Raw genomic sequence first — 23823 nt, 5'->3', positions numbered from 1 at the left:
TCTCCCTGCACGGGGTTCTAGGGAAGCAGCAGCACGCGACCAAGCGGGCGCGTTTCCTCGACGAAGCGATGCGCCGCCGCCGCCTCGGCAAGCGGGAACGCCGCCGCGATCGGCATCGTCAGCTTGCCCGCCCCCGCGCTGGCGAAATGGCGCTCGAGCATCGCGTGGGCGCGCGGGGTATGCATTTCGGCGCCGAACAGCACGCCCAGCACCGCCATGTTTTTGGGCACGATCTCCCAGAACGGGATCGACGGCGCTTCCCCGCTCGACAGCCCCACCACAGACAGCCGCCCGCGATAGGCGACGGCCGAAATCAGCCTCGACACCATGGCGGCATCGCCGCCCACGAGATCGACCACCAGATCGACCCCGCGCCCCCCGGTCTCGGCGGCGATGACCTCGGCGAAATCTTCCTTGTCGTAAGCAATTGGCAGGTCACAGCCATAGGCGCGCATGGCCTCGGCATGATGGCTGCGCGCCGTCGCGAAGACGCGCGCGCCCGCCGCTTTGGCCAATTGGATCGCGGCGAGGCCGACGCCACCCGCACCGCCCTGGATCAGCACGGTTTCACCGGCCTTCAGATCGCCCGCTGCGAACAGCGCGTAGTCGGCGGTGCCAAAGGTGACTGGCATCGTCGCCGCGATGCGCATATCGAGCTCATCTGGCACGGCGAAGGCGTGGTGTTCCGGCACGCAGAACTTTTCGGCGTGGCTGCCGGAAAAGGCGAAGCAGACCGCGCGGTCGCCCACCTTGAAGCGCGTGACCTTGGCCCCCACCGCCGATACGCGCCCCGCAGCCTGATAGCCGATCACGTGCGGAAAGTGCGCCACCGGCAGGATCGACCGATTTAGCAGGTCCCCGCCCTCGAGGCTGATGACCTCGACGTCGATCACCACGTCACCCGGCCCCCGCACGGGATCAGGCGTGTCCTCATAGCGCAGGACGTCGGGGCCACCCTGTTCGTGAATGACGGCAGCCTTCATGCCTCGATCGCCTCGTTCTTGGTGTAGTCCCAGCCCTTGCCCTCGAAGAAGGCGGCGGTCGGGCCGAACCACGCCCGCGTCTCCATCGCGGCGGGCACCGCCACGGCTTCCACCGCCTCGCCTTCGGTCAGGCTCTTCTGCCACAGCGCGCGCAGGCATTCCTTGTGCCACTTCACCGAGACCGGCGCGCAGCGCTTGAAGCGCTCGGTCACCTTGACGACGTGGGCATCGAGCGCGGCGGCATCGGCGAAGGAGCGGGTGACAAGGCCCCAGTCCTCGGCGGCGCGCCCGTCGATTTCCTCGCCGAGCAGCAGGAATTCCTGCGCCTTGCGGAAGGGAACGAGACGGCCCGCCCATTGCGTGCCGCCCCATCCCGCGACCAGCCCGAGCGTCACCTCGGGAAAGCTGAAGCGCGCGCCATCGGTGGTATAGACGAGATCGGAGCGGCACAGCAGTTCCAGCCCACCGCCCAGCCCTCCGGTAGGCGCGATGCCGATCACCGGCACCTCGCACGCCGCGATCTGGCGGCCGACGCCGTGGCCCAGATCGATGATCTTGCGATAATCTGCAGGCGTCAGGTCGTTCCAGTCGTCGGCCAGTTCGCCCAGCATGACCGCGCCGTTGTGGAACCCGTCGCCCGCTGCGTCGATCACGACGCAGCGGATTTCGGGGCTTTGCCGCACCCGGTCGAACGCCGCCGAGAGCCCGGCGAGGACTGACAGGCTGACGCCCTGCCGGCTTTCGACGTTGGTCTTGGTCAGGCGGAGAATGCCGTCTTCAAGCGTTTGCCGGATGTGGTCGGTCATGTGAAGGCTCCCCCTGCCTTAGAAGTCGAAGCCGAGGGTGACGCCGTAGGTCGCCGGCTTCTGGACGTAGCGCACGACCTGGTCCTGCCCGGCCACCACGTTGGTCCAGTAGTAGGTCGAACCGAGGTTCTTGCCCCAGAGCATCGCGCGCCAGCCTTTGTCTGACTTGATGCCGAGCTGCGCATCGACCGTGGTGAACGACTTGATCTCGTAGCCGTCGGCCAGCCCGATACCGCCGCCGATCACCGCATAAGTCGAACTGCGATAGTTCATCTGCGCTCCGACGAAGGCCTTGATGCCATCGGCCACCGGGGTTTCGTAGCGACCGTTGAGCGCGACCTGCCACTTGGGCGTGAACGGCATCACCGAGCCGGAGAAGTCGGCCACGACGCCGCCGGCGTTGATGCCCGAATACTTGTCGATCTCCGACTTGATGTAGGTGGCCGCCGCGCCCAGCTCGAGGCCATCGACCGGGTAGACGTGCGCCTCGATCTCACCGCCTTCGAGGTGCGACTTGGGCACGTTGTTGAGCGCGTCGATGATACCGAAAATCGGGTTGATGTCCTTCGTGCGCAGCTGCTTGTTCTTATAGTCCATGTAGAACAGCGCGCCGTTGATAGCGACCCGACGGTTGGCCAGCGAGGCCTTGAAGCCGCCTTCGTAGGCGAGGATCGATTCCTGCACGACGGGGCGGAACTGGTAGTTGATCGCGGCATTGATGTTGCCGAAGCCGCCCGCCTTGTAGCCCTTAGAGACGTTGGCATAGAGCAGCACGTCCGGCGTCACCTTGAAGTCAACGCCCAGCCGCCACGAGACGTTGTCCTCGTTGATCGAGCTGCGGAACAGCCCCGGTTCATAGGGTCGCGCCGGGTTCGCCATCGGGTTGAGGGGGCTGGGATCGTTGAGGTTGAAGCACTGGCCGGGCTGGATGTCGGGGTAGTCGTTGCCCGGCGCCAAAAGGTCGGCCAGCAGGTTGAACAGCCGGTTCGCACCGCCCACCGGGAAGTTGCGGTTGGCAGGCCCCCCGTCGCGGGTGGTGGTGCCGTCGAGATTGCAGATGTCGGCGCGGCGTTCGGCCTTGGTGTAGCGGATGCCCGCCTTCAGCGTCACTTGCGGCACGACCTTGTATTCGACGTTCGCGAAGGCCGCGTAGTTCTTCATGTGCTGGTCAGAATAGTTTTCCGAGGATTCGATCTGGTAAGGTGCCGACTGGTTGTTGCCGCCCGAGCCATCGCCATAGACGATGTTCTCACGATAGAAGACGTGGTCCTTGCTGAAGTTTCCACCCACGATCCACTTCAGCGGGCCATTGTCGGTGTTGGCAAGGCGCAGTTCCTGCGAGAACGACTGGATGTTGCCGCGGAAGAAGCGCAGGTCGATGTCCTGGTAGTTGATGCCATCCTGATCGAGCGCGCCGCGTTCGGTGAAGCCGACATAGGACGTGATCGAGGTCAGCGCCACGCCGTCCACGAACTCCCAGTCGCCGCGCAGCGAGGCCTGCCCGAACTTCAGGTTGCGGAACATCCCGTTGTTGGCGCTCCAGTCCGCCGCGCGCGGATCGTCGGTCGGTGCGAAAGGATAGTTGCGCACGGCATCGGAGACGTTGGTGATCGCCTGCACGTTGAACTTGGAATAGGCGACCGCCTGCGGCTGGTTCTGGTCCTGCCAGCCGTTGAGGTTCAACTCGAACTTGAGCTTGCTCGACGCATCCCAGTCCACCAGCAGGCGCCCGGCGATGTTCTTATTGCGGCCATTCTTCTCGTTCGGGCGCGTATAGGAATACTGCCAGGGGCCGCCCTTCTCGCCCTTCACCGCGATGCGCGCGCGCACCGTGTCGGACAGCGGGCCGCTGATATAGGCGCTGCCGATGAAGTCGTCGAAGCGGCCATAGCTGGCCTCGGCGCCATACTTCAGCTCCTTGGTCGGCTTGGCGGCGATGTAGTTGATCGCGCCGCCGGTCGAGTTCTGGCCGAACAGCGTGCCCTGCGGCCCCTTCAGCACTTCGATGCGCTCGAGATCGAACGCAGTCAGGTTGGTCAGCACCGGGAACGGCAACGGCACCTGGTCCAGGTAGACGCTTGTGGTGGGATACGAGCCCAGCGAGGTGTCGTAGAAGCCGACGCCACGCAGGTTGTAGACCGGCGTGTTGTTGGCGCTGTTGATGAACGACAGGCCCGGCACGGCCGCGGCCACGTCCGCCAGCGACTGAATGGAGCGATCCTTGAGAGCATCCGGGCTGATCGCCGAGATGGTCAGACCGACGTCGGAGAGCTTCTGCTCGCGCTTCTGCGCGGTGACGATGATCTCTCCGTAGGACGGGCCATTCGCGGCCACGGGATCGTTGGCCCCGGTCTGGTCGTCGGCGGCGAAGGCAACCTGCGGCGCGGCCAGCACGAGGCCGAGCGCGGAACCGGTCGCTAGAAGTGCACGGTTGATCGTGATTGCGGACATTTCGTCCTCCCCCTTTTATGAATTTGTCGTCGCGGTCGTCTGGCTGATCACATCCTGTCTGCGCGCCTGAACAGGATCTCGAGGAGCTGCGACATCCCCCGACCCCAGGCGGCATAGCGCTCGTCCTTGGTCTGGCCGGATTCGTAGAGATGGATGCCCCAGGTGTTGATCGCGCAGATCTTGGCGAAGGCCAGCACCATGTACTTGTCGAGCCCCTCCGAAGACCGCCCGGTGCGCGCCTCCCAGCGTTCGGCCATCTGTTCAGGCTGAAGCCAGCCCGGCAGGTCCAGCCCCGCCGAAGCGAGCGGCTGATTATAGAGGCACAGCGCCCAACCGAGGTCGTGCAACGGCTCGCCTTGATGCGCCATTTCCCAATCGAGCATGGCGACGAGCGTGCCATCGGGCCGCCACATCATGTTGCCTATCTTGGGATCGCCATGAACCGGCGTAGGCGCACCGCTGGTCGCCAGCGGGTTTGCCACGAAGTCTTCCAGCAGGCGGATCAGTTGCGGATCGCCGTTGGGCACCTGCGTCATGCGCAGGCAGTTCTCGGCATAGTCGCGCGTCGACACTTGCCGCTCGGGCATCTCTTCCGCGGGGCGATCGTGCAGCGAGGCGATGGCATCGACCCAGCGCGTGCTCATCGCGGTGCGCTGCGCTTCGCTGGCATCGAGCAGCCACTGCGGCGGAGCATATTCATATTCCTCGCCGACGAGCGCTTCCATGATGAAGAACGGATCGCCCAGCACCGCAGGGTCTTCGCAGACCTCGAACACGGCCGGCACCGGCGGTCCGTCCTGCATCGCGCCAACCGCCGCGAGGATGCGGTGCTGCTTGGGCATGTCGTAGGGCGGTAACAGCCCGCCGGTCGACGGTGGCATCCGCAGCACGCGGTTCAGGCCCTCGATATAGAAGGTCTCGTTCGAATGGCCCGCCGACAGCACGCGCAGGCCCGTGACCTTGTCGCCATCGGGAAGCCACGCCTTGAGGCGGGCGGTCACGTGACCCAGGTCGCGCTTGATATGGCCGTTCTTCGACATCGCTGTCCTCTCTCCCGGCATCGGAAACCCTGTACGGATCTCCAGATACCACTCCCAACTGCCCGGCCTTTTCGACCGACGGTATTGTCAGACGTTTTTAGATCAGGACGACCGGTTGTCGGATCGGTCGAACCTGCCCGGAATACACCACGAAATGCGCGTCAAGATTTTGTTTTAATGCATTTTTATTGCTCTTTCCGACGTCTATGATGTGATCATGCCAAGCGGGTTCTGTGGTGAACATCGACGGATTTCCGTATGCCATCGGCTCGAAACATCCGCGAATATTTACATCGCAAGACAGCGATGGTAGGACAATCGCGCAAGGGCGAAACCGCCCGGACAGGCGCGGAAAGCGTCGTCCGTCAGGAAGAGGATCAAGGAGCGGACAGGGACGAACAACGTCCCGTCGCACCGGAGGCTGCCATGGAATTGAGCAACAATATCTGTGAATACGCCAACACGCTGGCGCGCGATTGCGACATCGACAGCACGTGCGTGTTCATCGCCGACAAGACGACGAAGCAGACGAAGATTTTTCATCTGGGCAATTTCGGCGTCGATCAGGAAGTGCTGGACCGCTATTACCGCACGCAGATCTGCGACGTCGATCCGTTCACGGACACCAACCTGTTCGAAACGATGGACGGTGCTCGCTTCCACGTCACCAACGATCCGGCGCTGGAACGCAGCCGCTCCCGCGCGGGCGACTATTTCCAGTTCGTTTCGCAGCACAGCATCGACGTGGTCGGTGCCTCGACGATGAAGCTCCAGCCGCGCCTCTACCTGATGATTGGCGCGCACCGGAACCCCTACCGCAAGCGCGGCAGCCTGCCGGTCGAGCGGCTGAACTTCGGCATGGACGTGTTGCAGGCCAAGATCGCCTCGAACCTGCTGTCCTCCCTGCTCGCGGGCGGCAAGGGTTATCGTACGCTGCTCAACGTGGTCAGTGCCGAGGCCGCACCGGTCGACGCCAGGCTCGCCTCGCTCTCCGCGCGGGAAACCGAAGTCGCGCGTCTGGTCTGTGAGGGCAAGCAGAACAAGGAAATCGCGTGGATAGCCAGTCTGTCGGAATGCACCGTGGAGAACCACCTGCGCCGCATCTACCAAAAGCTAGGCATCCACAACCGCGCCGCGCTGGTCGCCCGGATGAACGGCGTACTGAACTGAGCTGACGGCAACAGCAGGCACAGAAAAAGGGCGGCCCCGCAAGGCCGCCCTTTCCGTTTGCGCCTGCAACGCCGGTCACATGATCGACGCGGCCTCGGTCAGCCCCAGTTCCTCGTCCGCACCGTGGATGATCGTTTCCATGATGCCATGGCCGGTCATCGCGCCTTCGGTCACGCGGATCGGGCAGTCGCGCAGCTGGTGGATGCGGCGCAGCGTTTCGACATCGAGCGTATTGGCAACGTAGTCACCCTCGACCTCGAGCGGCCCCTTCCACATCCCGTGTTTGCGCCCTTCATAGCCGAGGTACAGCCCTGGCCCGAGGTGGACCCCGGAAGGCCCCAGCGCCTCGATCTCGAGCGTGCGGCTTTCGCCCTGCAACATGTCGAAGTGCAGCTTGCCCCCCAGCAGCCGCCGCGTCTTGTCGTCATAGCGCAGTTCGGGACGCACGCGGCTGATCTTCTCCTGCGTGCCATCGGGCAGGTTGCGATAGCCCGACGAGTAGAAGACCCTCCCCTTCTTCGCCATGTGATAGATGTGGTACGCCACCTGCTCGCCATCCGGGCCAGTCAGCAGGAACGGGCTCCACACCAGCAGGAACCTGTCCTTGCCGAAGCTCGCGCCGCCAAAGTCGGTGGTGGGCTTGATGTCCGGGTTGTGCGCGCCCACGTCGAGGCGGATGCCCCACGAATGGTCGCGCACCTGGCACCATTCCTCGGGCACGATCTCGATGCGCTCGCCCTCGATTTCGACCCAGCCGCTCGGCGCGCCAAATTGGTGGTAGCGGATCACGTCGGACCCCACGCGAAAGCCATCGGGTTCGCGCTGGCGGTGGCGGTCTTCAAAGAACGGCGGATAGAGTGAATTGAACTGGATGTCGTAGGCAATCGGCTGCTCATTGTTGGCGGCCAGCGTGAAGCGCAACTGCTCGAACGGCGTCTCGATCGCATAGGCCAGCGGCCCAACCTCAGTCAGCATCGGATCGTCGCGCAGTTCGCGGCTCGCGCGCACCGTCCACTGTTGCGTGCCCCGCGACACCGCCGCCCAGCCGTCCATCACGCCGCGGTTGTGGTAGCGGCCCAGCCCGAAATCGATGGCAAGGCTGCCGTCTTTCTTGACCAGCGCGGTCCAGATCTTCTCGGTCCAGCTGTGTTCCGAAGTGTGCACCGTCGCCATCGTATCGACGATCTGGTGGTTGAGGTGTTCGTCCAGCGCGATCAGCTGGCCGATGTCCTCCATCCCATGCCTTCCGATATTCCGCATTATCCGCTCCATCCTTGTTGTGGAGCCAGCCTAGCCACCCGCGCGGGGACGAGGACCGACGGAATCCCGTCCCTTTGCCCGCCCCGTTTACCGGCGCAGAAGCACACAACGGACAATCGAGTGCGGGAGCGATGACATGAAAGTGCTGGTGATGGGCGGCAACCGCTACATCGGGTTGCAGCTCGTCCACGAACTGGTGGAACAGGGCCACGAGGTCACCGTCCTCAACAGCCACGAAGCCCCCCTTCCCGCCAGCGTCCGCCGCCTCCACGGCCAACGGCACGATGCGGGTACGCTCGAAACGCTGCTCGGCCCCTTGCGCGACGACTTCGACGCGGTATTCGACAACACCGCCTATACCCCCGAACACCTCGAACCGATGATCGAGCTGTTCCGCGGCCGCGTGCAGCACTTCGTCTTCACCAGCTCGGTCGCGGTCTATGAAATGGCAGCCGCCCAACCCATCGACGAAAGCGGCGAAGTGGGTCGCGATGCCGCCACCGCGCTCTATGGCGCCTATGCTGCGGGCAAGGTCCAGTGCGAGGAACGGCTGGCCCGCGAACGCACCGAAAACGGCTTTCCCTACACCGTCCTGCGCGTCACCCATTCCTGCGGCCCGATGAGCCCCGCCGTCACGCGCGAGCCGGGCACGTTCCGCCGCCTCGAACTCGGTCGCCCGCTGCTGATCGCAGGCAAGGTCGAAGCGATGGTCCACTTCATCCACACCCGCGACGTCGCCCGCGCGCTGGTCGCCGTGCTGGGCAAGCCTCAGGCCTCCGGCCAGATCTACAACGTCGCGGGCAAGCAGTTCTCCAGCATCATCAACTATATGCGCCTGATGGCCGAGGCCGTCGGGGTTGAACCCGGGATCATCGTCATGCCCGACGACCTGCCCGCACACATGCGCTCGCCGATCGTCCACTGGCTCGAAGCGAGCCGGGGCAGCATGGTCTTCTCGATCGACAAGATCCGCCGCGACCTCGGCTGGGAACCGAAGTTCTCGCTGGCCGAAGGCCTCGCCGATTCCTTCGCCTGGTTCCGCGACGGCGGGCGCGACAAGTACGAGTACGACTTCAGCGCCGACGATGAAGTGCTCGCCGAGATCGAGCGACGCGGCGGGGTCGCAGCCAGCGATGGTCCGGCTCGCACCGTGTTCCGCGCGCAGCTCGACACGCTCAAGAACATGTAAGGAAACGGGCCGATGATCCTCTACGACCACCCGCTTTCGCCCTATGCGCAGAAGGTGCGCATCATGCTGCGCGAGAAGAGCCTGCCCTTTTCGATCGAGGTGCCCGACGGCCTCGGTTCGGGCGAGGACACGGGCTATTCCGCGCACAACCCGCGCATGGAAGTCCCCGCGCTGGTCGTGGGCGACACCACGCTGTTCGATTCCACGGTGATCCTCGAATATCTCGAAGACGCACATCCCACGCCCGCCCTGCGCCCTGCCGATCCGCTCGAACGCGCGCGCTGCCGCCTGATCGAGGAAATCTGCGACACGCATTACGAAGCGATCAACTGGGGCCTTGGCGAGATCCGCTTCTTCGGGCGCGGCGCCGCAAAGGCCGATGCGCTGAGCGCGGTGGCCGGCGAGGAAACCCGCGCGATGCAATCCTGGCTCGAAGCGCAGATAGGCGCAGGCGGCTGGCTCAGCGGCGACAGCTTCGGCTGGGCCGATCTCGCCGCCGTGCCCTATGTCACCATGTCGCAGATCTTCGGCTTCCCGCCCGCCGAGGGCTCGACGCTCAATGCCTGGCTCGAACGCGTAATCCAGCGCCCCGCCGTCGCCGAAACCATTGGCGAGGCCGCTGCCTCCGTCGCGGGCATGGCGCACTATTCCGGGCTGCTCGAAGCGGGCGACTTCAAGCGCCAGTTCCGCGACCATCGCCTCGAATGGCTGATCCGCGCCGGGGGGATCGATGTACTGACCGAAGGCCTCGAACGCCAGAACGTGCGCTTTACCGATTTGTCCCGCTTCGGGCGCTGAAGCTCTCTACAGCGTCCAGCCCTCCCTGTGGGCAAACTCGAGGCCGACCCTCCCCGCGGAGGGTCGGCCCTTCTTTTGCCAGAAGTTACGCTCGATCAAGCATCAGCAAGTCAAAGCGGGTCAAGGAACCCCTTCATGCCGTAGCGCGTGTGCGGGCCGACGATGTACTGCTCCAGTGCGCCCACGCCCACCTTGTCACCGCAGGTGGCGCGCACGACGTGCTGGACGTGCATGAACTGCGGCGCGTTGATGTCGATGTCGTTGATGTTCCAGCTTTCCAGCGTCCAGGCTTCCTTGCCCTTGTAGAAGCCGTGGCCCCATTCGGGGTGATTATAGCCGGTGCCGTACATGTGATAGCGCAGCAGCGGTTCGAGCACGAACGTCTCGGTGCGGCCGTCGGGATAGGTTGTGTCGATCTCGGCGCGGCTGATCATGCGCGATCCGGGCGCGAACTCGAGCCGGTGATTGCCGCAGATCGCAGCCGACACTTGTCCTTCATCCAGGGTATCGAAGTCGCTGCCCATGTCGAAAGTCTTGAAGACCTGCGCGAATTCCTTCCAGCGCTTGGAATCCTCGTATTCGTGCTGGCCCCAGTGGGTGCAGCGGTCTTCCCAGTGGATCGGCGCCCACAGCCAGAAGAACTGGCTGGGAATGTCGCGCGAAACGCCCTTCTCGGTCTCGCCGGTCCAGCGCCAGCCCCACGAACGGTCCTTGGTGCCATAGGTGGTCTTCGGGCTGATCTCGGTGCGCTTGCCGTTCACCTCGATCCAGCCTTCCCAGCGGCCGAATTGGCTGAACCGCTTCATCTGCGCCACCGTCCGCACGCCCTGCTTCATGTGGTCGGCGGGTTCCTCGTGCGCCACGGTGGTCGCGTGGAACGTCAGGTCGCACGCAAAGCCGGTGTCGTTCGGCTCCACGGTGACGCGCACCGTCTTCATCGGTTCCACGATCTCGTGCCGCATCGGCCCGGCGAACAGGTCGGTGCGATCGCCGGTCAGGTGGCGCGAGGCGCGGAAGCTGTCCTGCGTGCCGTCCTTGCGCACGATCGAGACCGCCCCGTCCATCACTTCGCGGTTGGGATAGGCGGCAAAGGCGATGCCGATGTAGAACTCACCGTCGAAATCGTACCCGTTGTACCAGTAGCGCGCGTACATGTTGCGCTCGCTGGAGAACATGTAGGACAGCGGTTCCGCCGTCTGGTGGACCGGATAATCGTCGTGTTTGATCAGCATCGTTCTCTCCCGAGGGAATCCCGTGTCGGGGGCGCACGCGGCCCCGCCATGATCGCTTTTCCGCGCGAATGGCCTCGTGGAAAAGCAACGGAATCCCGTCCATCGCCCATATTTCGCCGCCGCCTTAGCCATCGTCTCCAAGGACGGAACCGAAAGGGCAGGATCCATGGAAGGCAAGATCGCGCTGGTCACCGGCGCACTCTCGGGCATCGGTCGCGCGACGGCCGTGGGGCTGGCGCAGCGCGGTGCAACCGTGATCGTTTCGGGCCGCAAGGCCGATGTCGGTGCCGCGCTGGTAGCGCAGATCGAGGCCAATGGCGGCAAGGCCGTGTTCGCCCCTTGCGACGTCGGCAAGCCCGACCAGATCGCCGCGCTCGTCGCCTTCGCCATGGACCGCTTCGGCCGGCTCGACATCGCGATCAACAACGCCGGCACCGATGGCGCATCGCTGCCGCTGGTCGAGCATACCGCCGAGACCTACGCCGAATGCTTCGACGTCAACGTCCGAGGCCTGCTGCTGTGCATGAAGCATGAAATGCTGGCGATGCAGCGGGGCGGCGGCGGCGCCATCGTCAACATCTCTTCCACCATGGCCTTTCGCGGGCGCCCCAACCTCGGCCTCTACTGCGCCAGCAAGCACGCCGTCGAAGGGCTGACCAAAGTGGGCGCGATCGAGGGCGCAGCCATGGGCGTGCGCGTCAACGGCATCGCGCCCGGCCAGATCGAAAGCCCGATGCTCTATCGCGTCGCGCTCAAGGTCGGCGGCAAGGACCACATTGCCGCAGGCCCGCCAATGAAGCGGCTGGGCCAGCCCGAGGAAGCCGCCGACCTCATCTGCTACCTAGCCTCCGATCAGGCGAGCTACGTCACCGGCCAGACCGTCGCAGTCGAAGGCGGGAGGCTGGCGGCATGATCACGCCTTCGGGAATGCTCGCGGGCAAGATCGCCTTCGTCACCGGCGCTGGCAGCGGCATAGGCCGCGCCACCGCCAGGGCCTTCTCGCGCGAGGGCGCAAAGGTGCTCGCTGCCGACCTGAACGGCGCGGAAGAAACCGCCGCGATGATCGCGCAAGCAGGCGGCGAAGCCTATGCCGTCGCGGTCGACGTCACCGACCAGAGCGCAGTCGATGCCGCCATCGACGCTCTGGTGGCACGCTGGGGCCGCCTCGACGTCGCCTTCAACAACGCCGGGATCAACATCGAGAACAAGCGCGATCACTGGGACCGGCTCGACCTGTTCGACAAGACCATGGACGTGAACGTGCGCGGCGTGATGATCTGCATGATCGCCCAGCTGCGCCACATGGTGCCGCAGGGTGCGGGCAGCATCATCAACACCGCCTCGACGGCCGCCTTCTCCGGCATTGCCGGGCCCGGCTACGTCGCCAGTAAGCACGCGGTCATGGGCCTCACCCGCGCGGCGGCGCTGCGCTATGCCGAACAGGGCATCCGCGTGAACGCGCTGTGCCCCGGCGCAACCTTCGGCGGCATGATGAGCAAGCGCCACGATCCAGAATCGCTCAAGACCAAGGCGCGCGCCCACCCCATGAACCGCATCGCCGAGCCGGAAGAAATGGCCGAAGGCGTGGTTTTCCTCGCCTCCGACCGCGCCAGCTACATGACCGGCCATCCGCTCGTCATCGACGGCGGATTCCTGGCGGAATAGGCGATCGCCGAAATATCCATCCACAGATCGTTGTTGGCGGGAAGCGCTGGATCGCCCGCTCTGGCCTGCGGAAAATCCGGGGCAGGGTCACAGCCCATCTAAGTAGCCCGCTTGGTGACGAGACGATCGATCATGAGTTCGACCAGCGCGCGCAATCGCGGCAGGCGCTTCAGGTCTCTGTGATATCCCAACCATGTGTCGCGCGCAGGTGGAGCATCGCCGAGGTCAAGCAGTTCGATGCCGGGCGTGGCATTCCCCAGAGGTTTTGGCAGAACCGCCAGGCCGGTGCCCAAGCCGCAAAGCTCCGCCTGAATTTCCCGGCTGTTGCTGCGGGCGACGATCCTTGCTCCCGGAAGCGTCTGCAACAGCCAGCCCACATCGGGCATGGTGCCGAAGGCGGTGTCCATCACGACAACGGGATAGGCCTCGCCATCGCCCGGGCGCGGGCACCATCGGCCGATCTGTCCGTACACGGCATATGGCACGGTCATCAGCCTGCGCGCGATCACTTCCGGTTCGTCAAAGCCGGTGATCCGGAACACTAGGTCGGCTTCGCGCCGACCGAGACTGTAGACCCGTTGATCGGTGAGCGTCTCGACGATGACGCCGGGATGCAATCGGTGGAACTCGGCCAGCACCGGAGCGAGCACGATGCGGCCGAACCAGTCCGAACAAGTCAGCCGCAGCATGCCCTCGAGGCCGCCGCTGCTGCCCGCCAGTTCGCGCGACAGCGCCTGCGCCTCTGCTTCCATCCGTTCAGCATGGCGAAGCATAACTGCGCCCTCGTCGGTAAGAACGAAGCCGTCCGCTGTGCGCTGGAATAGCGTCAGCCCCATGGCGTCCTCCAGCGCGCGTAGCCTGCGTCCCATCGTCGGCTGCGATTGTCCCAGGCTGCGCGCCGCACGGCCAAGCGTTCCTTCTCTTGCAATCGCGAGAAAGACCGGAAGGTCGCTCCATTCAAGCGAGAGGGTTGCCATGAGCACAGTCCATACAAAATCGCATGACTGTTATGCAGTCATTTGGATTTCCGTTCAACTTTGAACGGACCATTCTCCTTGCATCCAGAGGAGAATTGCCATGACCACCACAAGTTCGATGCTCGCCGCTGTCGTCGAAACGCTCGACGGACCTTTCACCATCCGAGAAATCGCGCGTCCCGCGCCACGCGCCGGGGAAGTGCTGCTTCGAGTCGTGGCCGCCGGGACCAATCCGCTCGACACCAAGATCCGCGCGGGCCAGGCCCCTCACGCCCACCATGCTCTGCCCGCCGTGCTCGGGATGGATGTTGCAGGCGTGGTCGAAAGCGTGGGCGCGGATGTCAGCACGTTTGCGCCGGGAGACGAAGTCTACGGCTTTACCGGCGGCGTTGCCGGTCTGCCGGGCTCGCATGCGCAATACCTTGCTGCCGATGCGCGGCTGCTGGCCCACAAGCCCGCCAACCTTTCGATGCGCGAAGCCGCCGTCCTGCCGCTGGTCGTGATCACGGCATGGGAAGGCTTGATCGACCGGGCCCGAATCGCGCCGGGCCAGACCGTACTTGTCCAGGGCGGCGGCGGCGGCGTGGGCCATGCAGCCGTCCAGATCGCGCTGGCCCATGGCGCCAGGGTGTTCGCCACCGCGTTCGACCATGACCTCGCCTATGTCCACAGCCTTGGCGCGGTGCCGATTGACGCCAGGCGCGATGTGGAAAGCTATGTGGCCGAGCATACCGCGGGGCGGGGCTTCGACGTCGTCTACGACACGCTGGGCGGTAGCGTCCTTGACGCCTCGTTCAAGGCCGTGGCGCGGTTCGGCCACGTGGTAAGCTGCCTCGGCTGGGGCACGCACGCGCTGGCACCGCTTTCGTTCAAGCAAGCGAGCTACTCGGGCGTGTTCACTCTCCACGCCCTGCTGGCTGATGAGGGCCGCGAACATTTCGGCGAAATTCTGGCCACGATTACCGATCTTGCCGAGCGCGGGCGACTGCTGCCCCGGCTTGACCCGCGCGCCTTCTCGCTGGCGGAAACGGACGCAGCCTACGACGCAGTCCTCGGGCGAAATGGGGCCAAGCGCCAACAGGGCAAGATCGCGGTGTCGATCGGCTGACCGGCCACGCGCCTTTCCCATTGGGCGGCGACGCCCCGTTTTCCCTCCGTTTCGAAAGATTCCACGATGACCATGTCCTCTCCTGCCAGCAGAACTTGGCTGATCACCGGCTGCTCTTCCGGATTTGGCCGTATCCTTGCCGAACTGGCCCTGACCCAAGGCGACCGGGTCGTCGCCACGGCACGTCGGCCCGAACAACTGGAATATCTGCGCGCCCGCTTTCCCGGCGCGGTCCTTACGCTTGCGCTTGACGTGACCGATCCGGCGGCGCCCGCCGCAGCCATGGCGGAAGTGGCCGCGCGGTTCGGGCGGCTCGACGTTCTCGTCAACAACGCAGGGTTCGGGATTGTCGGCGCAGTCGAGGAACTGCAACCGTCAGAATACCGGCCAATGTTCGAGACCAACCTGTTCGGCGTCATCGAGATGACGCGCGCCGCGCTTCCCCTGATGCGGCGCACGGGAGGCGGCCGCATCGTCAACCTGTCCTCGGTCGGGGGCTTTACCGGGCGGGCGGGTTTCGGCCTGTACAATGCGAGCAAGTTCGCGGTCGAAGGGCTGTCAGAAGCCCTTGCCCAGGAAGTCGCGCCGTTCGGCATCAAGGTGATCATCGTCGAGCCCGGCGCCTTCCGCACCGAATTTCTGGGCCGCTCGATCGCCACCGGCGCCATGCGCCTGCCGGAATACGATAGCACCAGCGGCGCAACGCGAGACTTCAGCAATGCCAACGACGGCGCGCAGCCCGGGGATCCCGCAAGGGGCATAGCCGTGCTTATGCAGGCCATTCTGGCGCAGCAGCCGCCCCTGCGTCTGCCGCTCGGGCGTGATGCCCTCGCCCGGATCGATGGCAAGCTGGCTGCCGTTGCCGCAGACATAGCGACCTGGCGCGCTGCATCCGAAGCGACCGGCTTTGACCGGCCGGACGTGCGGTGAAGCGCGATGCCCTGGACTGCTCGCCAAACCCTCGCCACCTTCCTGAGCTTCGCTGTCCTGCTAACCTTGGCCAAACACCATCGGCAACCGATGTTCGATCCGCATCGCGGCGATCGTCCAGCCACGCGCAGTCCGGCGCAGGTGCGCGCGGTACTGGCCGGCCTCGATCGGCACGATGGCACCTTGCGCACCGAACGTGGCCGCCGGCCAGCCGTTCTCCGGTTCGGTCGCGGCGACGATACTGAACACCATGAACTGCGCATCGATCACGGCTTCATCGCCGCCCACATCGATGATCGGTGCGCTGATCACGTTCTGGCTCCAGGCCCGTTCGCCGTGCGGCGCCATCATCTGGCGTACGGCATCGCGAATGGCGGGGAGGCCTTCCAGCTTGCCGATCGGCGTCATCGTGCTGCCGCGGGCGTTGAAGATCTCGATCGTCGCATGGTCGGCAAAGAGCGCGGCCATGGCTTCGGAATCGCGGTAATCGTGGGCGCGAGCGTAGCGACCGAGGACGTTCAGGATGTCGGTTGCGTCGGTCATGGTCATGGTTCCGTTCTAGATGAAATACCCGCCGGACACTTCGATCCGCTGGGCATTGACCCAGGCCCAGTCGGTCCCGAGCAGCGATGCGACGACGCCGGCGACGTCGCCAACTTCACCGACCCGGCCAAGCGCCGTCTCGCGCTCGACCATGACTTCGAACTCCTCAGGAATCCCTCCGGCAAGGTTGGTCCGGATCGCACCGGGCGCGACGGTGTTGACTCGGATGCCGCGCGGGCCGAACTCCTTGGCCATGTATCGCGTCAACGTTTCGAGGCCGCCCTTGAATGCAGCGTAAGGGGCGACGCCAACGCTGGCGACGCGCGTGGTGGCGCTGCCGATATTGACGATCGAACTGCCCCGCGCGAACATGGGCAGCAGGGTCTGCGTCAGGAAGAATGGCCCTTTGAGGTGGACCCGATAAAGCGCGTCGAAGGCGTCTTCTCCGAACGTCTCGATCGGCTCGAACCCACCTTCGCCCGCGTTGTTGACCAATCCCGCGAGCGCGCTGGCGCTCCAGCGTCGCGACGCCACGGCTCGCACCTGCTCGCCGAAGGCGGCGAAGCTGTCCGTCTGTGCCACGTCGAGGTACAGTGCTTCGGCTTGCCCGCCGCTGGTCGCGATCTCTTCGACGAGCGCTGCGGCATCGGCCGCTCCGGTCCGATAGGTCGCGATCACTGCCATGCCCCTGGTGGCGCAAGCCTTGGCAATGGCGCGGCCGATGCCGCGGCTGGCGCCTGTGACGATGACTGTCTGCATGATGGTCTCTCCGGGCGTGTTCGATGGAGACCGCATAGCGGGACCTGGCTCACCAGGTCTTTAGCCAATCCTGCCAACAACTTGCACGATCCTGCTCGCTGGCCGCCCGCTTCAGGTGATGGGGCGGCACATGGATGAGCGACTCGCCGTGCTGCGCGCGCTCTGTTCGGATGGCCCGGACGGTCAGACCCGGACCGCGATACCCCGCCTAGCAGTGATGCGGTGGCAGCAGCCCGACCGGACGCCAGCGGCCGACCATGAGGCGACGATCACTCTGGTCCTGCAGGGCTACAGAACCTTGTCGATCGGCGACGACGTGCTGCGCTTTGGTCCCGGAAGCTGTCTGGTGACGAGCATGGACCGCCCTGCCGCAGGCTCGGTCTCGCCGGAGTCCGACGGTCGGGCTTATCTCGCGCTTTCGTTGACACTCGATCCGCAGATCGTCGAAGCGGTCATTTGCGAGGCCGAACCGGCGAAAAGTCGGCCTCAAACGCCCGGCACCGCGCCGGACGCGCCGGTCAACCTTGAAATGCTCGATGCCTGGGCGCGCCTGCTGCGGTTGCGTGGCTGCCCGGCAGACATTCCGATGCTGGCGCCGGGCTACGAGCGGGAGATCATCTATCGCGCGCTGCTCGGCCCGCAAGGCCCCCTCCTGTGCGCGATTGCCACGCCGGACCGTGCCTATGCCCGTATCCGTCGCTCCATCCAGCAGATCCGGACGCGCTTCGCGCAGCCCCTGGCCGTTGCCGAGCTGGCCCACGCGGCATCGCTCAGCCCTTCAGCGTTTCACCGGCAGTTCAAGGCTGTCACCACGCTTAGCCCGGTACAATTCCAGAAGCACCTGCGCCTGCTGCGCGCCCGCTCGGTGCTGGTTGCATCGGGCGCGGGTGTGGCGGCAGTGGGCCGTGAAGTGGGTTACGACAACGTCTCGCAGTTCACACGCGAGTATGCGCGGCTCTTCGGCCTGCCTCCGGCGACCGACCGCAATCGCATCAAGCGCGAACTCGGCACGCATCCGACCGGGGTGGCAACGTTCCGCGATACGCAATGATGCCGTGTCCGGAATGCGCGTTATCGGCGCGCGTCGCGGAGCGCATCAGCAGCGGGCGGGCCGGCCACGGACCCGGCATCATTCAGGAGCATCACGATGAAGCTGTATCACCATCCCCTGTCGGGCCATTCGCACCGCGCGCGCCTGTTCGTCGCCCTTCTCGGCCTCGACGCCGAACTGGTCGAGGTCGACCTGCTGGCGGGCGAACACAAGCACCCGACCTTCCTCGCCCTCAATCCGCTGGGACAAGTGCCCGTGCTGGTCGACGACGATGGTGCGGTGGTCGCCGATTCCAACGCCATCCTCGTCTATTTGGCGCGCAAGCATCATCGCACCGACTGGCTTCCCGAAGACGCTGCCGGGGCCGCCGCGGTGCAGCGTTGGCTGTCGGTTGCCGCAGGCGAAGTCGCCTATGGCCCGGCAGCGGCGCGGCTCGTCACCGTATTTGGATCGCGCCACAACCCGGAGGAAGTGATCGCACGCACGCACGCCCTTCTCGGCAACCTCGAACGCCATCTCGAACATCGCGACTGGCTGGCCGCAAGCGCGCCGACGATCGCCGACATCGCGCTCTACAGCTACCTGTCGAGCGCGCCCGAAGGCAATGTCCACCTCGATTCCTATCCCAAGGTGCGCGGACTTCTCGCCCGCATCGAAGGCCTGCCCGGCTTCGTGCCCTTCGTCCGAACCGCTGCCGGCCTGCGCGCCGCAGCCTGATCGCGCGCCGGTGGTTTGCCGCCTGCCTCCGCCGCAAACCACCGCCCCACCTCGAATGCACACCCGCAGGAGAACGCCATGGCCGACGACGCGGTCCCGCAGGCCCCCATCTGGCACGAAGGCGAACGCGCCATCCAGGCCCATGTCGGCGTGGTCGAGCGCATGCAGGAGGTGGGGTCCCGCGTGATCCGTTCGTTCATGCCCGACCAGCATCGCACGTTCTACCAACAGCTTGCCTTCGTCGTGCTGGGCAGCGTCGATCCCGATGGTGCGGCCTGGGCAACGCTGGTCGAAGGCCAGCCCGGCTTTCTGTCCTCGCCATCGCCCCATGAACTTGCGCTCGGCGCGCTGCCGCTTCGCAACGACCCGGCCCTCGGTGGCATCGCCGATGGCGCGGCACTCGGCCTGCTGGGGATCGAACTCCACACGCGCCGCCGCAACCGCGTGAACGGCACGGTGCGCATGGCGCCGGATCACGTGCCCACGCTGGTGGTGGGCCAGAGCTTCGGCAACTGTCCGCAATACATCCAGTTGCGCGACGCCACCTACAGCCGCGAGCCGGGCACCCCCTCGGCCGCCTGCGCGCAGCATGTGCCTTCGCTTGACGAGCGCGCGCGTGCGATGATCGCTGCGGCCGATACCTTCTTCGTCGCGTCCTATGCGGACAGCAGCGGGAACGACCGGCAAGTCGATGTGTCCCACCGGGGCGGCAAGCCCGGCTTCGTGCGGGTGGGGCCGGACGACATGCTCACCATCCCCGATTTCTCCGGTAATCTCTTCTTCTCGACGCTCGGCAACATCCTGCTCAACGGACGAGCCGGGCTGGTCTTCGTCGATTTCCAGAGCGGCGACCTGCTGCAATTGAGCGGTACGGCGCAGGTCCTGCTGGATTCGCCCGAGATCGCGGCCTTCGCCGATGCGGAGCGGCTCTGGACGTTTAAGGCCGACCAGATCGTCATGCGCCCCGGCGCGCTGGCATTGCGATGGTCCTTCCGTGAAGACGGCTGGTCTCCCGCTGCGCTTGCCACCGGTCAATGGCGGCAGCGCGGGTCATGGCACCGATTGCGGGTGGAGCGGATCGTGGAGGAGAGCGCCACTATCCGCTCGTTTCATCTGCAGCCGCTGGCGCCCCACCCCGGCTGGCAGCATCGCGCGGGCCAGCATCTGCCGATCCGGGTCTTCGTGCCGGGAACGGAACAGCCGCTGGTGCGAACCTACACGCTGTCCTCGGCACCTGCAGATCCCCTCTACCGGATCAGCGTGAAGCGGGACGGGCTGGTGTCGTCGCACCTTCACGATCACCTGCGTGAAGGTGATGTTATCGAGGCGCGCCCACCTGCGGGGGGCTTCCACATCGATCCGCAACACCCCCGGCTCGCGGTGCTGATCGGTGCTGGCGTCGGCATCACGCCGATGGTGTCGATGCTGCGGCACCTGATGAACGAAGGCCAGGATGGCGTGCCTGCCCGCCCGGTCGTACTGCTCCAGTCCGCCCGATCGGCCGCAGACCGCCCCTTCGCTGCCGAACTGGCCGATCTTGCCGACAAGGTGCGGAGCGTTCGCGTGCTGGGTGATCCAAGCGGTGCCGAGGCGGGCCGCGACTACGACGTTGCCGGGCGCATCGACCTCGCGCTTCTGTCCAGCGTCCTGCCCTTCGGCGATCACGATTTCTACCTCTGCGGCCCCGGTGGCTTCATGCAGGCGGTGTACGATGCCCTGCGCGGAGCGAATGTGCCCGATCATCGCATCCATGCCGAAGCCTTCGGCCCTTCCGGGTTGCAGCGCCGCCCAGATCCTGGCGAGGCCCGAACCCTATCTGCGATTCCTTCCGGCGTTGCCGTGCCGGTACTGTTCGACGCATCGATGAAGGAAGCGCGGTGGACGCCGGGCGATGGATCGCTGCTCGAACTGGCGGAGGCGCGCGGGCTGGACCTTGCGTTCGGTTGTCGTTCCGGATCGTGCGGATCGTGCAAGGTCAGGCTGGTCGGCGGCACCGTGGCCTACCCCAAGACACCCTCTGCCGCGATCGGCGAGGGCGAAGTCCTGTTGTGCTGCGCCGCACCGGCCGAAGGGTCCGACCCCGTCCGGATCGAGGCGTGAGACAAACCGCTTCATTGCCTGAGGCGCAACGATGTCGTGCGCGGTTCGAACGTTCCGCAGGCGGCCGTCAAGGTTCAGATACTGCAACGAGCAAAGCGCTCACCCCCCACTGGAGAATGCCCATGTCCCGACTTGCAATTCCCGCCACCATCGAGGACGCGCCCGAAGCGTCGCGCCCCCAGCTTGCCGCCATTCAGAAGCAGATGGGCCGCATCCCCAACATCTTTAGGGTGTTTGCTACCAGCCCGTCGGCATTCGACGGCTATCTCGGCCTCAGCGGCGCGCTCGCAAAGGGTGCGCTCGCCCCGCCCTTGCGCGAACGCATCGCCCTGGCCATGGCCGAAGTGAACGGCTGCGACTATTGCCTTGCCGCCCACAGCTTCATCGGTCGCAACGTTGCGAAGCTGGCGGAGGAAGAGATCCTCAAGGCGCGCAGCGGGCGCTCCGGCGATGCCAGGGCCGATGCCGCACTGCGCTTCGCTGTCGCGCTCGCCACCGCAGGCGGTGCGATCGATGCAACCACGGTCGCAGAGGCCCGCGCGGCCGGGCTGAACGATGCGGAACTGGTCGAGATCGTGGCGCACATCGCGCTCAATACGCTGACGAACTACGTCAATCTGGCGTTCGATACCCCGCTCGATTTCCCGCAAACGCTGCCGCTTGCCGCGTGATGTCCCTGCCGGCAGCGCGGTGACCGCGCTGCCCGGCCCTGCCCCTGATCCCGTCCTGAAAGGATCGTGCCATGTCCCGTCCCCCTCTCCCCCCTTTCGACGAAACCAGCGCCATCGAGAAGGTTCGCCTTGCCGAGGATGGCTGGAACAGCCGCGAGCCCGCCCGCGTGGCGCTGGCCTACAGCGCGGACACCCGCTGGCGTAACCGCGCCGAGTTCCTCACCGGGCGCGATCAGGTGGAAGTGTTCCTGCGCCGCAAGTGGGACCGCGAACTGGAGTACCGCCTGATCAAGGAACTCTGGGCCTTCACCGCCAATCGCATCGCGGTCCGCTATGCATACGAATACCACGACGACAGCGGCCAGTGGTTTCGTGCCTATGGCAACGAGAACTGGGAGTTTGCCGAAGATGGCCTGATGCAAGTCCGCCACTGCAGCATCAACGAGCACCCCATTCGCGAACAGGATCGCAAGTTCCACTGGCCGCTCGGTCGCCGCCCGGACGATAGTCCGGGCCTTAGCGACTTCGGTTTCTGATGCTTATCGCGGCGCGCCTTTGCCAAGCCATTGCCCAACGGCTAGGCTTCGCCCGACGCTGACGCGGGGCTGCGCCGCGGCCCGACTATCTCGGTGCATCGCTCGACCATCAGGGCCTTGCCTTGCCCGAAACGCTCGCCCGGGTGCTTTGACGCGCCTGTCTCCAAGGAGGTCACGGTGGATCGCTGGCAATCGATGCGCATCTTCGCCGAAGTCGCCCGGTACGCAAGCTTCGCCGAAGCAGCCCGACGCCTGCACATGAGCGCCCCGGCCGTCACCCGCGCCGTGGCAACGCTCGAAGAGCATATCGGCACCAGGCTGCTGCTGCGCTCGACCCGGTCAGTCAAGCTTACCGAGCCGGGCGAACGCTACTTTGCCGATTGCCAGAGGATCCTTGCCGACATCGACGAGGCCGAAGCCGTCGCCGCTGGTGCTTACGCCACGCCTTCGGGCACGCTGACCGTGACCGCGCCAGCCATGTTCGGGCGGATGTACCTGCTGCCGATCCTGACCGAATATCTCGACCGTTACCCCCAGGTGCTGGGTCGGACCCTTTTCGTCGACCGTCCCGTCAACCTGATCGAAGAAGGCGTCGATCTTGCCGTGAGGATAGGCCACCTCGCGGACTCCGCGATGGTGGCCACGCGGGTCGGCACCACGCGAATGGTGGTGGTCGGCGCTCCGGGCCACTTCCAGCACCACGGCATGCCTTCCGGTCCCGAAGACCTGAAGCGCTTCCGCATCGCCGCTTCCACTGCGGCCTGGGCCTCACCCGAATGGCAATTCGCAGGCGACCTGCGCATCCGCACCGAACCGGCACTGTTGTGCAACACGAACGATGCCGCCATCAATGCCGCCATCAGCGACTGGGGCCTGACCCGCGTGCTAGACTATCAGGTGGGTGCCGCCCTGGCAGATGGGAGATTGCAGGTCGTGCTCGAAAGCCATGAGCCACCTGCATTTCCGATCCACGTGCTTCATCCCGAAGGCCAGCATGCTCCTGCAAAGGTCAGGGCGTTCATCGATCTGGCAGTCGCGAAGCTTCGATCCAGTCGGCTGCAGCCCGGTGCAGCCGATCAGGCCATGGGGGCGAAATAAGAGGCTGCTTCATATGGTTCGGCAAAGTCGACCCGAGGGTTTCACGTGCCAAACCCGAAATGTTTCTCCGCGAGAAAGCCATGTACGATGGTGATGCAATACTGCACCAGGAGGTATTCATGGGCCCATCATAGCCCAATCTAGACGATGATGACCAACCAAAAACTATAATTATATATAAATATATTGATATATTATAATATATTCGACAATATTCAGTAACATATAAATTATAAATTTACTCCCGGTGATTCTAATTTTTATGTAAAAATCTCATATTATACGAATTTAAATATCGATTTTGATGTGAAATTATTAAAAAAATATATATATTTTCTCGAAAACTGCGCTTTCTTTATATCCGCCGGCGCGGTATTTCCGCCATGAGCATAGGCTAGGATCAGTTCGGAAGCCCGAGCGGGAAGCGGAAATACCGCAACGAATTGGCTGGCTTACGATGCTGGGAAAACCCAAATCGCTCCCCTCATCTGCCGCACTGCCGCAGATTCGATCCTTTTACACTGCCCTTTGGCACTATCATTGCAGCTAAAGGCAGGCCTCGTACTGCCTGCCGGTGTGCCCCTGCGCAATTCTCACCTGCTCCTTCTACGCCACCATTTCCTTGAGCGGCACGCCTGCATCGGCGAGCTTTTCGGGCGGGACTTGCGCGCGGGTTTCGACCAGCTTCTTGCCCTGCACATAGTCCTTGACCATGTTGACGCAGTCGAGCGCGATGACC

The 23823-nt window shown here is 64.8% G+C and carries 23 protein-coding genes; 13 read left to right on the top strand and 10 right to left on the bottom strand.

Annotated elements, in window-relative coordinates; all coding sequences use genetic code 11:
* Positions 1-17: 17 nt before the first annotated feature.
* From K3A84_RS00115 to K3A84_RS00100, 4 genes are read right to left on the bottom strand one after another with little or no spacing between them, the layout of a single operon-like run.
* On the bottom strand, positions 18-983 hold the full coding sequence (locus K3A84_RS00115) for a quinone oxidoreductase family protein (protein ID WP_225007030.1): 966 nt from the start codon (positions 981-983) through the stop codon (positions 18-20).
* Positions 980-1789 (bottom strand): enoyl-CoA hydratase/isomerase family protein, encoded by an 810-nt coding sequence (locus K3A84_RS00110; RefSeq protein ID WP_225007029.1) that lies wholly within the window; start codon positions 1787-1789, stop codon positions 980-982. Before K3A84_RS00110 ends, K3A84_RS00115 begins: the two co-directional genes overlap by 4 nt.
* An 18-nt stretch (positions 1790-1807) precedes the next feature.
* Positions 1808-4240, bottom strand: coding sequence for a TonB-dependent receptor (locus tag K3A84_RS00105; protein ID WP_225007028.1), 2433 nt, complete (start codon positions 4238-4240; stop codon positions 1808-1810).
* Between the two features lie 47 nt (positions 4241-4287).
* On the bottom strand, positions 4288-5280 hold the full coding sequence (locus tag K3A84_RS00100) for a phosphotransferase family protein (protein ID WP_225007027.1): 993 nt from the start codon (positions 5278-5280) through the stop codon (positions 4288-4290).
* 426 nt (positions 5281-5706) lie between these two features.
* On the opposite strand from K3A84_RS00100, the gene K3A84_RS00095 reads away from it, so the two are divergent.
* Positions 5707-6450, top strand: a complete 744-nt coding sequence (locus K3A84_RS00095) for a helix-turn-helix transcriptional regulator (protein WP_225007026.1) — start codon at positions 5707-5709, stop codon at positions 6448-6450.
* A 75-nt stretch (positions 6451-6525) separates the two neighbouring features.
* On the opposite strand, the gene K3A84_RS00090 is transcribed toward K3A84_RS00095, so the two are convergent.
* Complete coding sequence (locus K3A84_RS00090; RefSeq protein WP_225007025.1) at positions 6526-7710, bottom strand: hypothetical protein; 1185 nt, start codon at positions 7708-7710, stop codon at positions 6526-6528.
* Between the two features lie 136 nt (positions 7711-7846).
* Between K3A84_RS00090 and K3A84_RS00085 the strand changes: the two genes are divergently transcribed.
* Both K3A84_RS00085 and K3A84_RS00080 read left to right on the top strand, forming a co-directional pair.
* On the top strand, positions 7847-8899 hold the full coding sequence (locus K3A84_RS00085) for an NAD-dependent epimerase/dehydratase family protein (RefSeq protein WP_225007024.1): 1053 nt from the start codon (positions 7847-7849) through the stop codon (positions 8897-8899).
* 12 nt (positions 8900-8911) lie between these two features.
* Positions 8912-9697 (top strand): glutathione S-transferase family protein, encoded by a 786-nt coding sequence (locus K3A84_RS00080; protein WP_225007023.1) that lies wholly within the window; start codon positions 8912-8914, stop codon positions 9695-9697.
* Positions 9698-9807: 110 nt separating this feature from the next.
* Here the strand turns inward: K3A84_RS00080 and K3A84_RS00075 are convergent, their stop codons facing one another.
* A complete protein-coding gene (locus K3A84_RS00075; RefSeq protein ID WP_225007022.1) occupies positions 9808-10929 on the bottom strand; it encodes a hypothetical protein in 1122 nt (373 codons plus the stop codon).
* 166 nt (positions 10930-11095) lie between these two features.
* Between K3A84_RS00075 and K3A84_RS00070 the strand changes: the two genes are divergently transcribed.
* Entirely contained in the window at positions 11096-11842 is a 747-nt protein-coding gene (locus K3A84_RS00070) for an SDR family NAD(P)-dependent oxidoreductase (protein ID WP_225007021.1), read from the top strand.
* Positions 11839-12594: an SDR family oxidoreductase gene (locus K3A84_RS00065; RefSeq protein WP_225007020.1), complete on the top strand. Its 756-nt coding sequence runs from the start codon at positions 11839-11841 to the stop codon at positions 12592-12594. The genes K3A84_RS00070 and K3A84_RS00065 overlap by 4 nt, the downstream gene beginning before the upstream one ends.
* A 98-nt stretch (positions 12595-12692) precedes the next feature.
* Here the strand turns inward: K3A84_RS00065 and K3A84_RS00060 are convergent, their stop codons facing one another.
* On the bottom strand, positions 12693-13571 hold the full coding sequence (locus tag K3A84_RS00060; protein ID WP_225007019.1) for a LysR family transcriptional regulator: 879 nt from the start codon (positions 13569-13571) through the stop codon (positions 12693-12695).
* Between the two features lie 100 nt (positions 13572-13671).
* Here K3A84_RS00060 and K3A84_RS00055 point away from each other — a divergent pair, with 100 nt between their 5' ends.
* On the top strand, positions 13672-14679 hold the full coding sequence (locus K3A84_RS00055) for a zinc-dependent alcohol dehydrogenase family protein (protein ID WP_225007018.1): 1008 nt from the start codon (positions 13672-13674) through the stop codon (positions 14677-14679).
* Between the two features lie 66 nt (positions 14680-14745).
* Entirely contained in the window at positions 14746-15609 is an 864-nt protein-coding gene (locus tag K3A84_RS00050; protein WP_225007017.1) for an oxidoreductase, read from the top strand.
* Between the two features lie 60 nt (positions 15610-15669).
* Here K3A84_RS00050 and K3A84_RS00045 read toward each other — a convergent pair whose 3' ends face one another.
* Complete coding sequence (locus tag K3A84_RS00045) at positions 15670-16152, bottom strand: nuclear transport factor 2 family protein (RefSeq protein WP_225007016.1); 483 nt, start codon at positions 16150-16152, stop codon at positions 15670-15672.
* 15 nt (positions 16153-16167) lie between these two features.
* Positions 16168-16911, bottom strand: coding sequence for an SDR family NAD(P)-dependent oxidoreductase (locus K3A84_RS00040; RefSeq protein WP_225007015.1), 744 nt, complete (start codon positions 16909-16911; stop codon positions 16168-16170).
* 130 nt (positions 16912-17041) lie between these two features.
* On the opposite strand from K3A84_RS00040, the gene K3A84_RS00035 reads away from it, so the two are divergent.
* The 6 genes from K3A84_RS00035 to K3A84_RS00010 all read left to right on the top strand — a co-directional run bounded on the left by K3A84_RS00035 (position 17042) and on the right by K3A84_RS00010 (position 23084).
* Positions 17042-17962 (top strand): AraC family transcriptional regulator, encoded by a 921-nt coding sequence (locus K3A84_RS00035; RefSeq protein ID WP_225007014.1) that lies wholly within the window; start codon positions 17042-17044, stop codon positions 17960-17962.
* Between the two features lie 96 nt (positions 17963-18058).
* Entirely contained in the window at positions 18059-18679 is a 621-nt protein-coding gene (locus K3A84_RS00030; RefSeq protein WP_225007013.1) for a glutathione S-transferase family protein, read from the top strand.
* 78 nt (positions 18680-18757) lie between these two features.
* On the top strand, positions 18758-20779 hold the full coding sequence (locus K3A84_RS00025; RefSeq protein ID WP_225007012.1) for a 2Fe-2S iron-sulfur cluster-binding protein: 2022 nt from the start codon (positions 18758-18760) through the stop codon (positions 20777-20779).
* Positions 20780-20901: 122 nt separating this feature from the next.
* Positions 20902-21450, top strand: coding sequence for a carboxymuconolactone decarboxylase family protein (locus K3A84_RS00020; protein ID WP_225007011.1), 549 nt, complete (start codon positions 20902-20904; stop codon positions 21448-21450).
* A gap of 71 nt (positions 21451-21521) precedes the next feature.
* Complete coding sequence (locus K3A84_RS00015; RefSeq protein WP_225007010.1) at positions 21522-21986, top strand: nuclear transport factor 2 family protein; 465 nt, start codon at positions 21522-21524, stop codon at positions 21984-21986.
* A gap of 177 nt (positions 21987-22163) precedes the next feature.
* Positions 22164-23084, top strand: a complete 921-nt coding sequence (locus tag K3A84_RS00010) for a LysR family transcriptional regulator (protein WP_225007009.1) — start codon at positions 22164-22166, stop codon at positions 23082-23084.
* Between the two features lie 606 nt (positions 23085-23690).
* Here K3A84_RS00010 and K3A84_RS00005 read toward each other — a convergent pair.
* Positions 23691-23823, bottom strand: a 133-nt coding sequence (locus K3A84_RS00005; RefSeq protein WP_318248280.1) for an oxidoreductase C-terminal domain-containing protein, incomplete at its 5' end; no start/stop codon positions are given.

Origin of the sequence: Novosphingobium percolationis (genome assembly GCF_020179425.1) — a bacterium.
GTDB classification, from domain to species: Bacteria; Pseudomonadota; Alphaproteobacteria; order Sphingomonadales; family Sphingomonadaceae; genus Novosphingobium; species Novosphingobium percolationis.
This window is presented reverse-complemented; position numbering and strand designations above follow the sequence as displayed.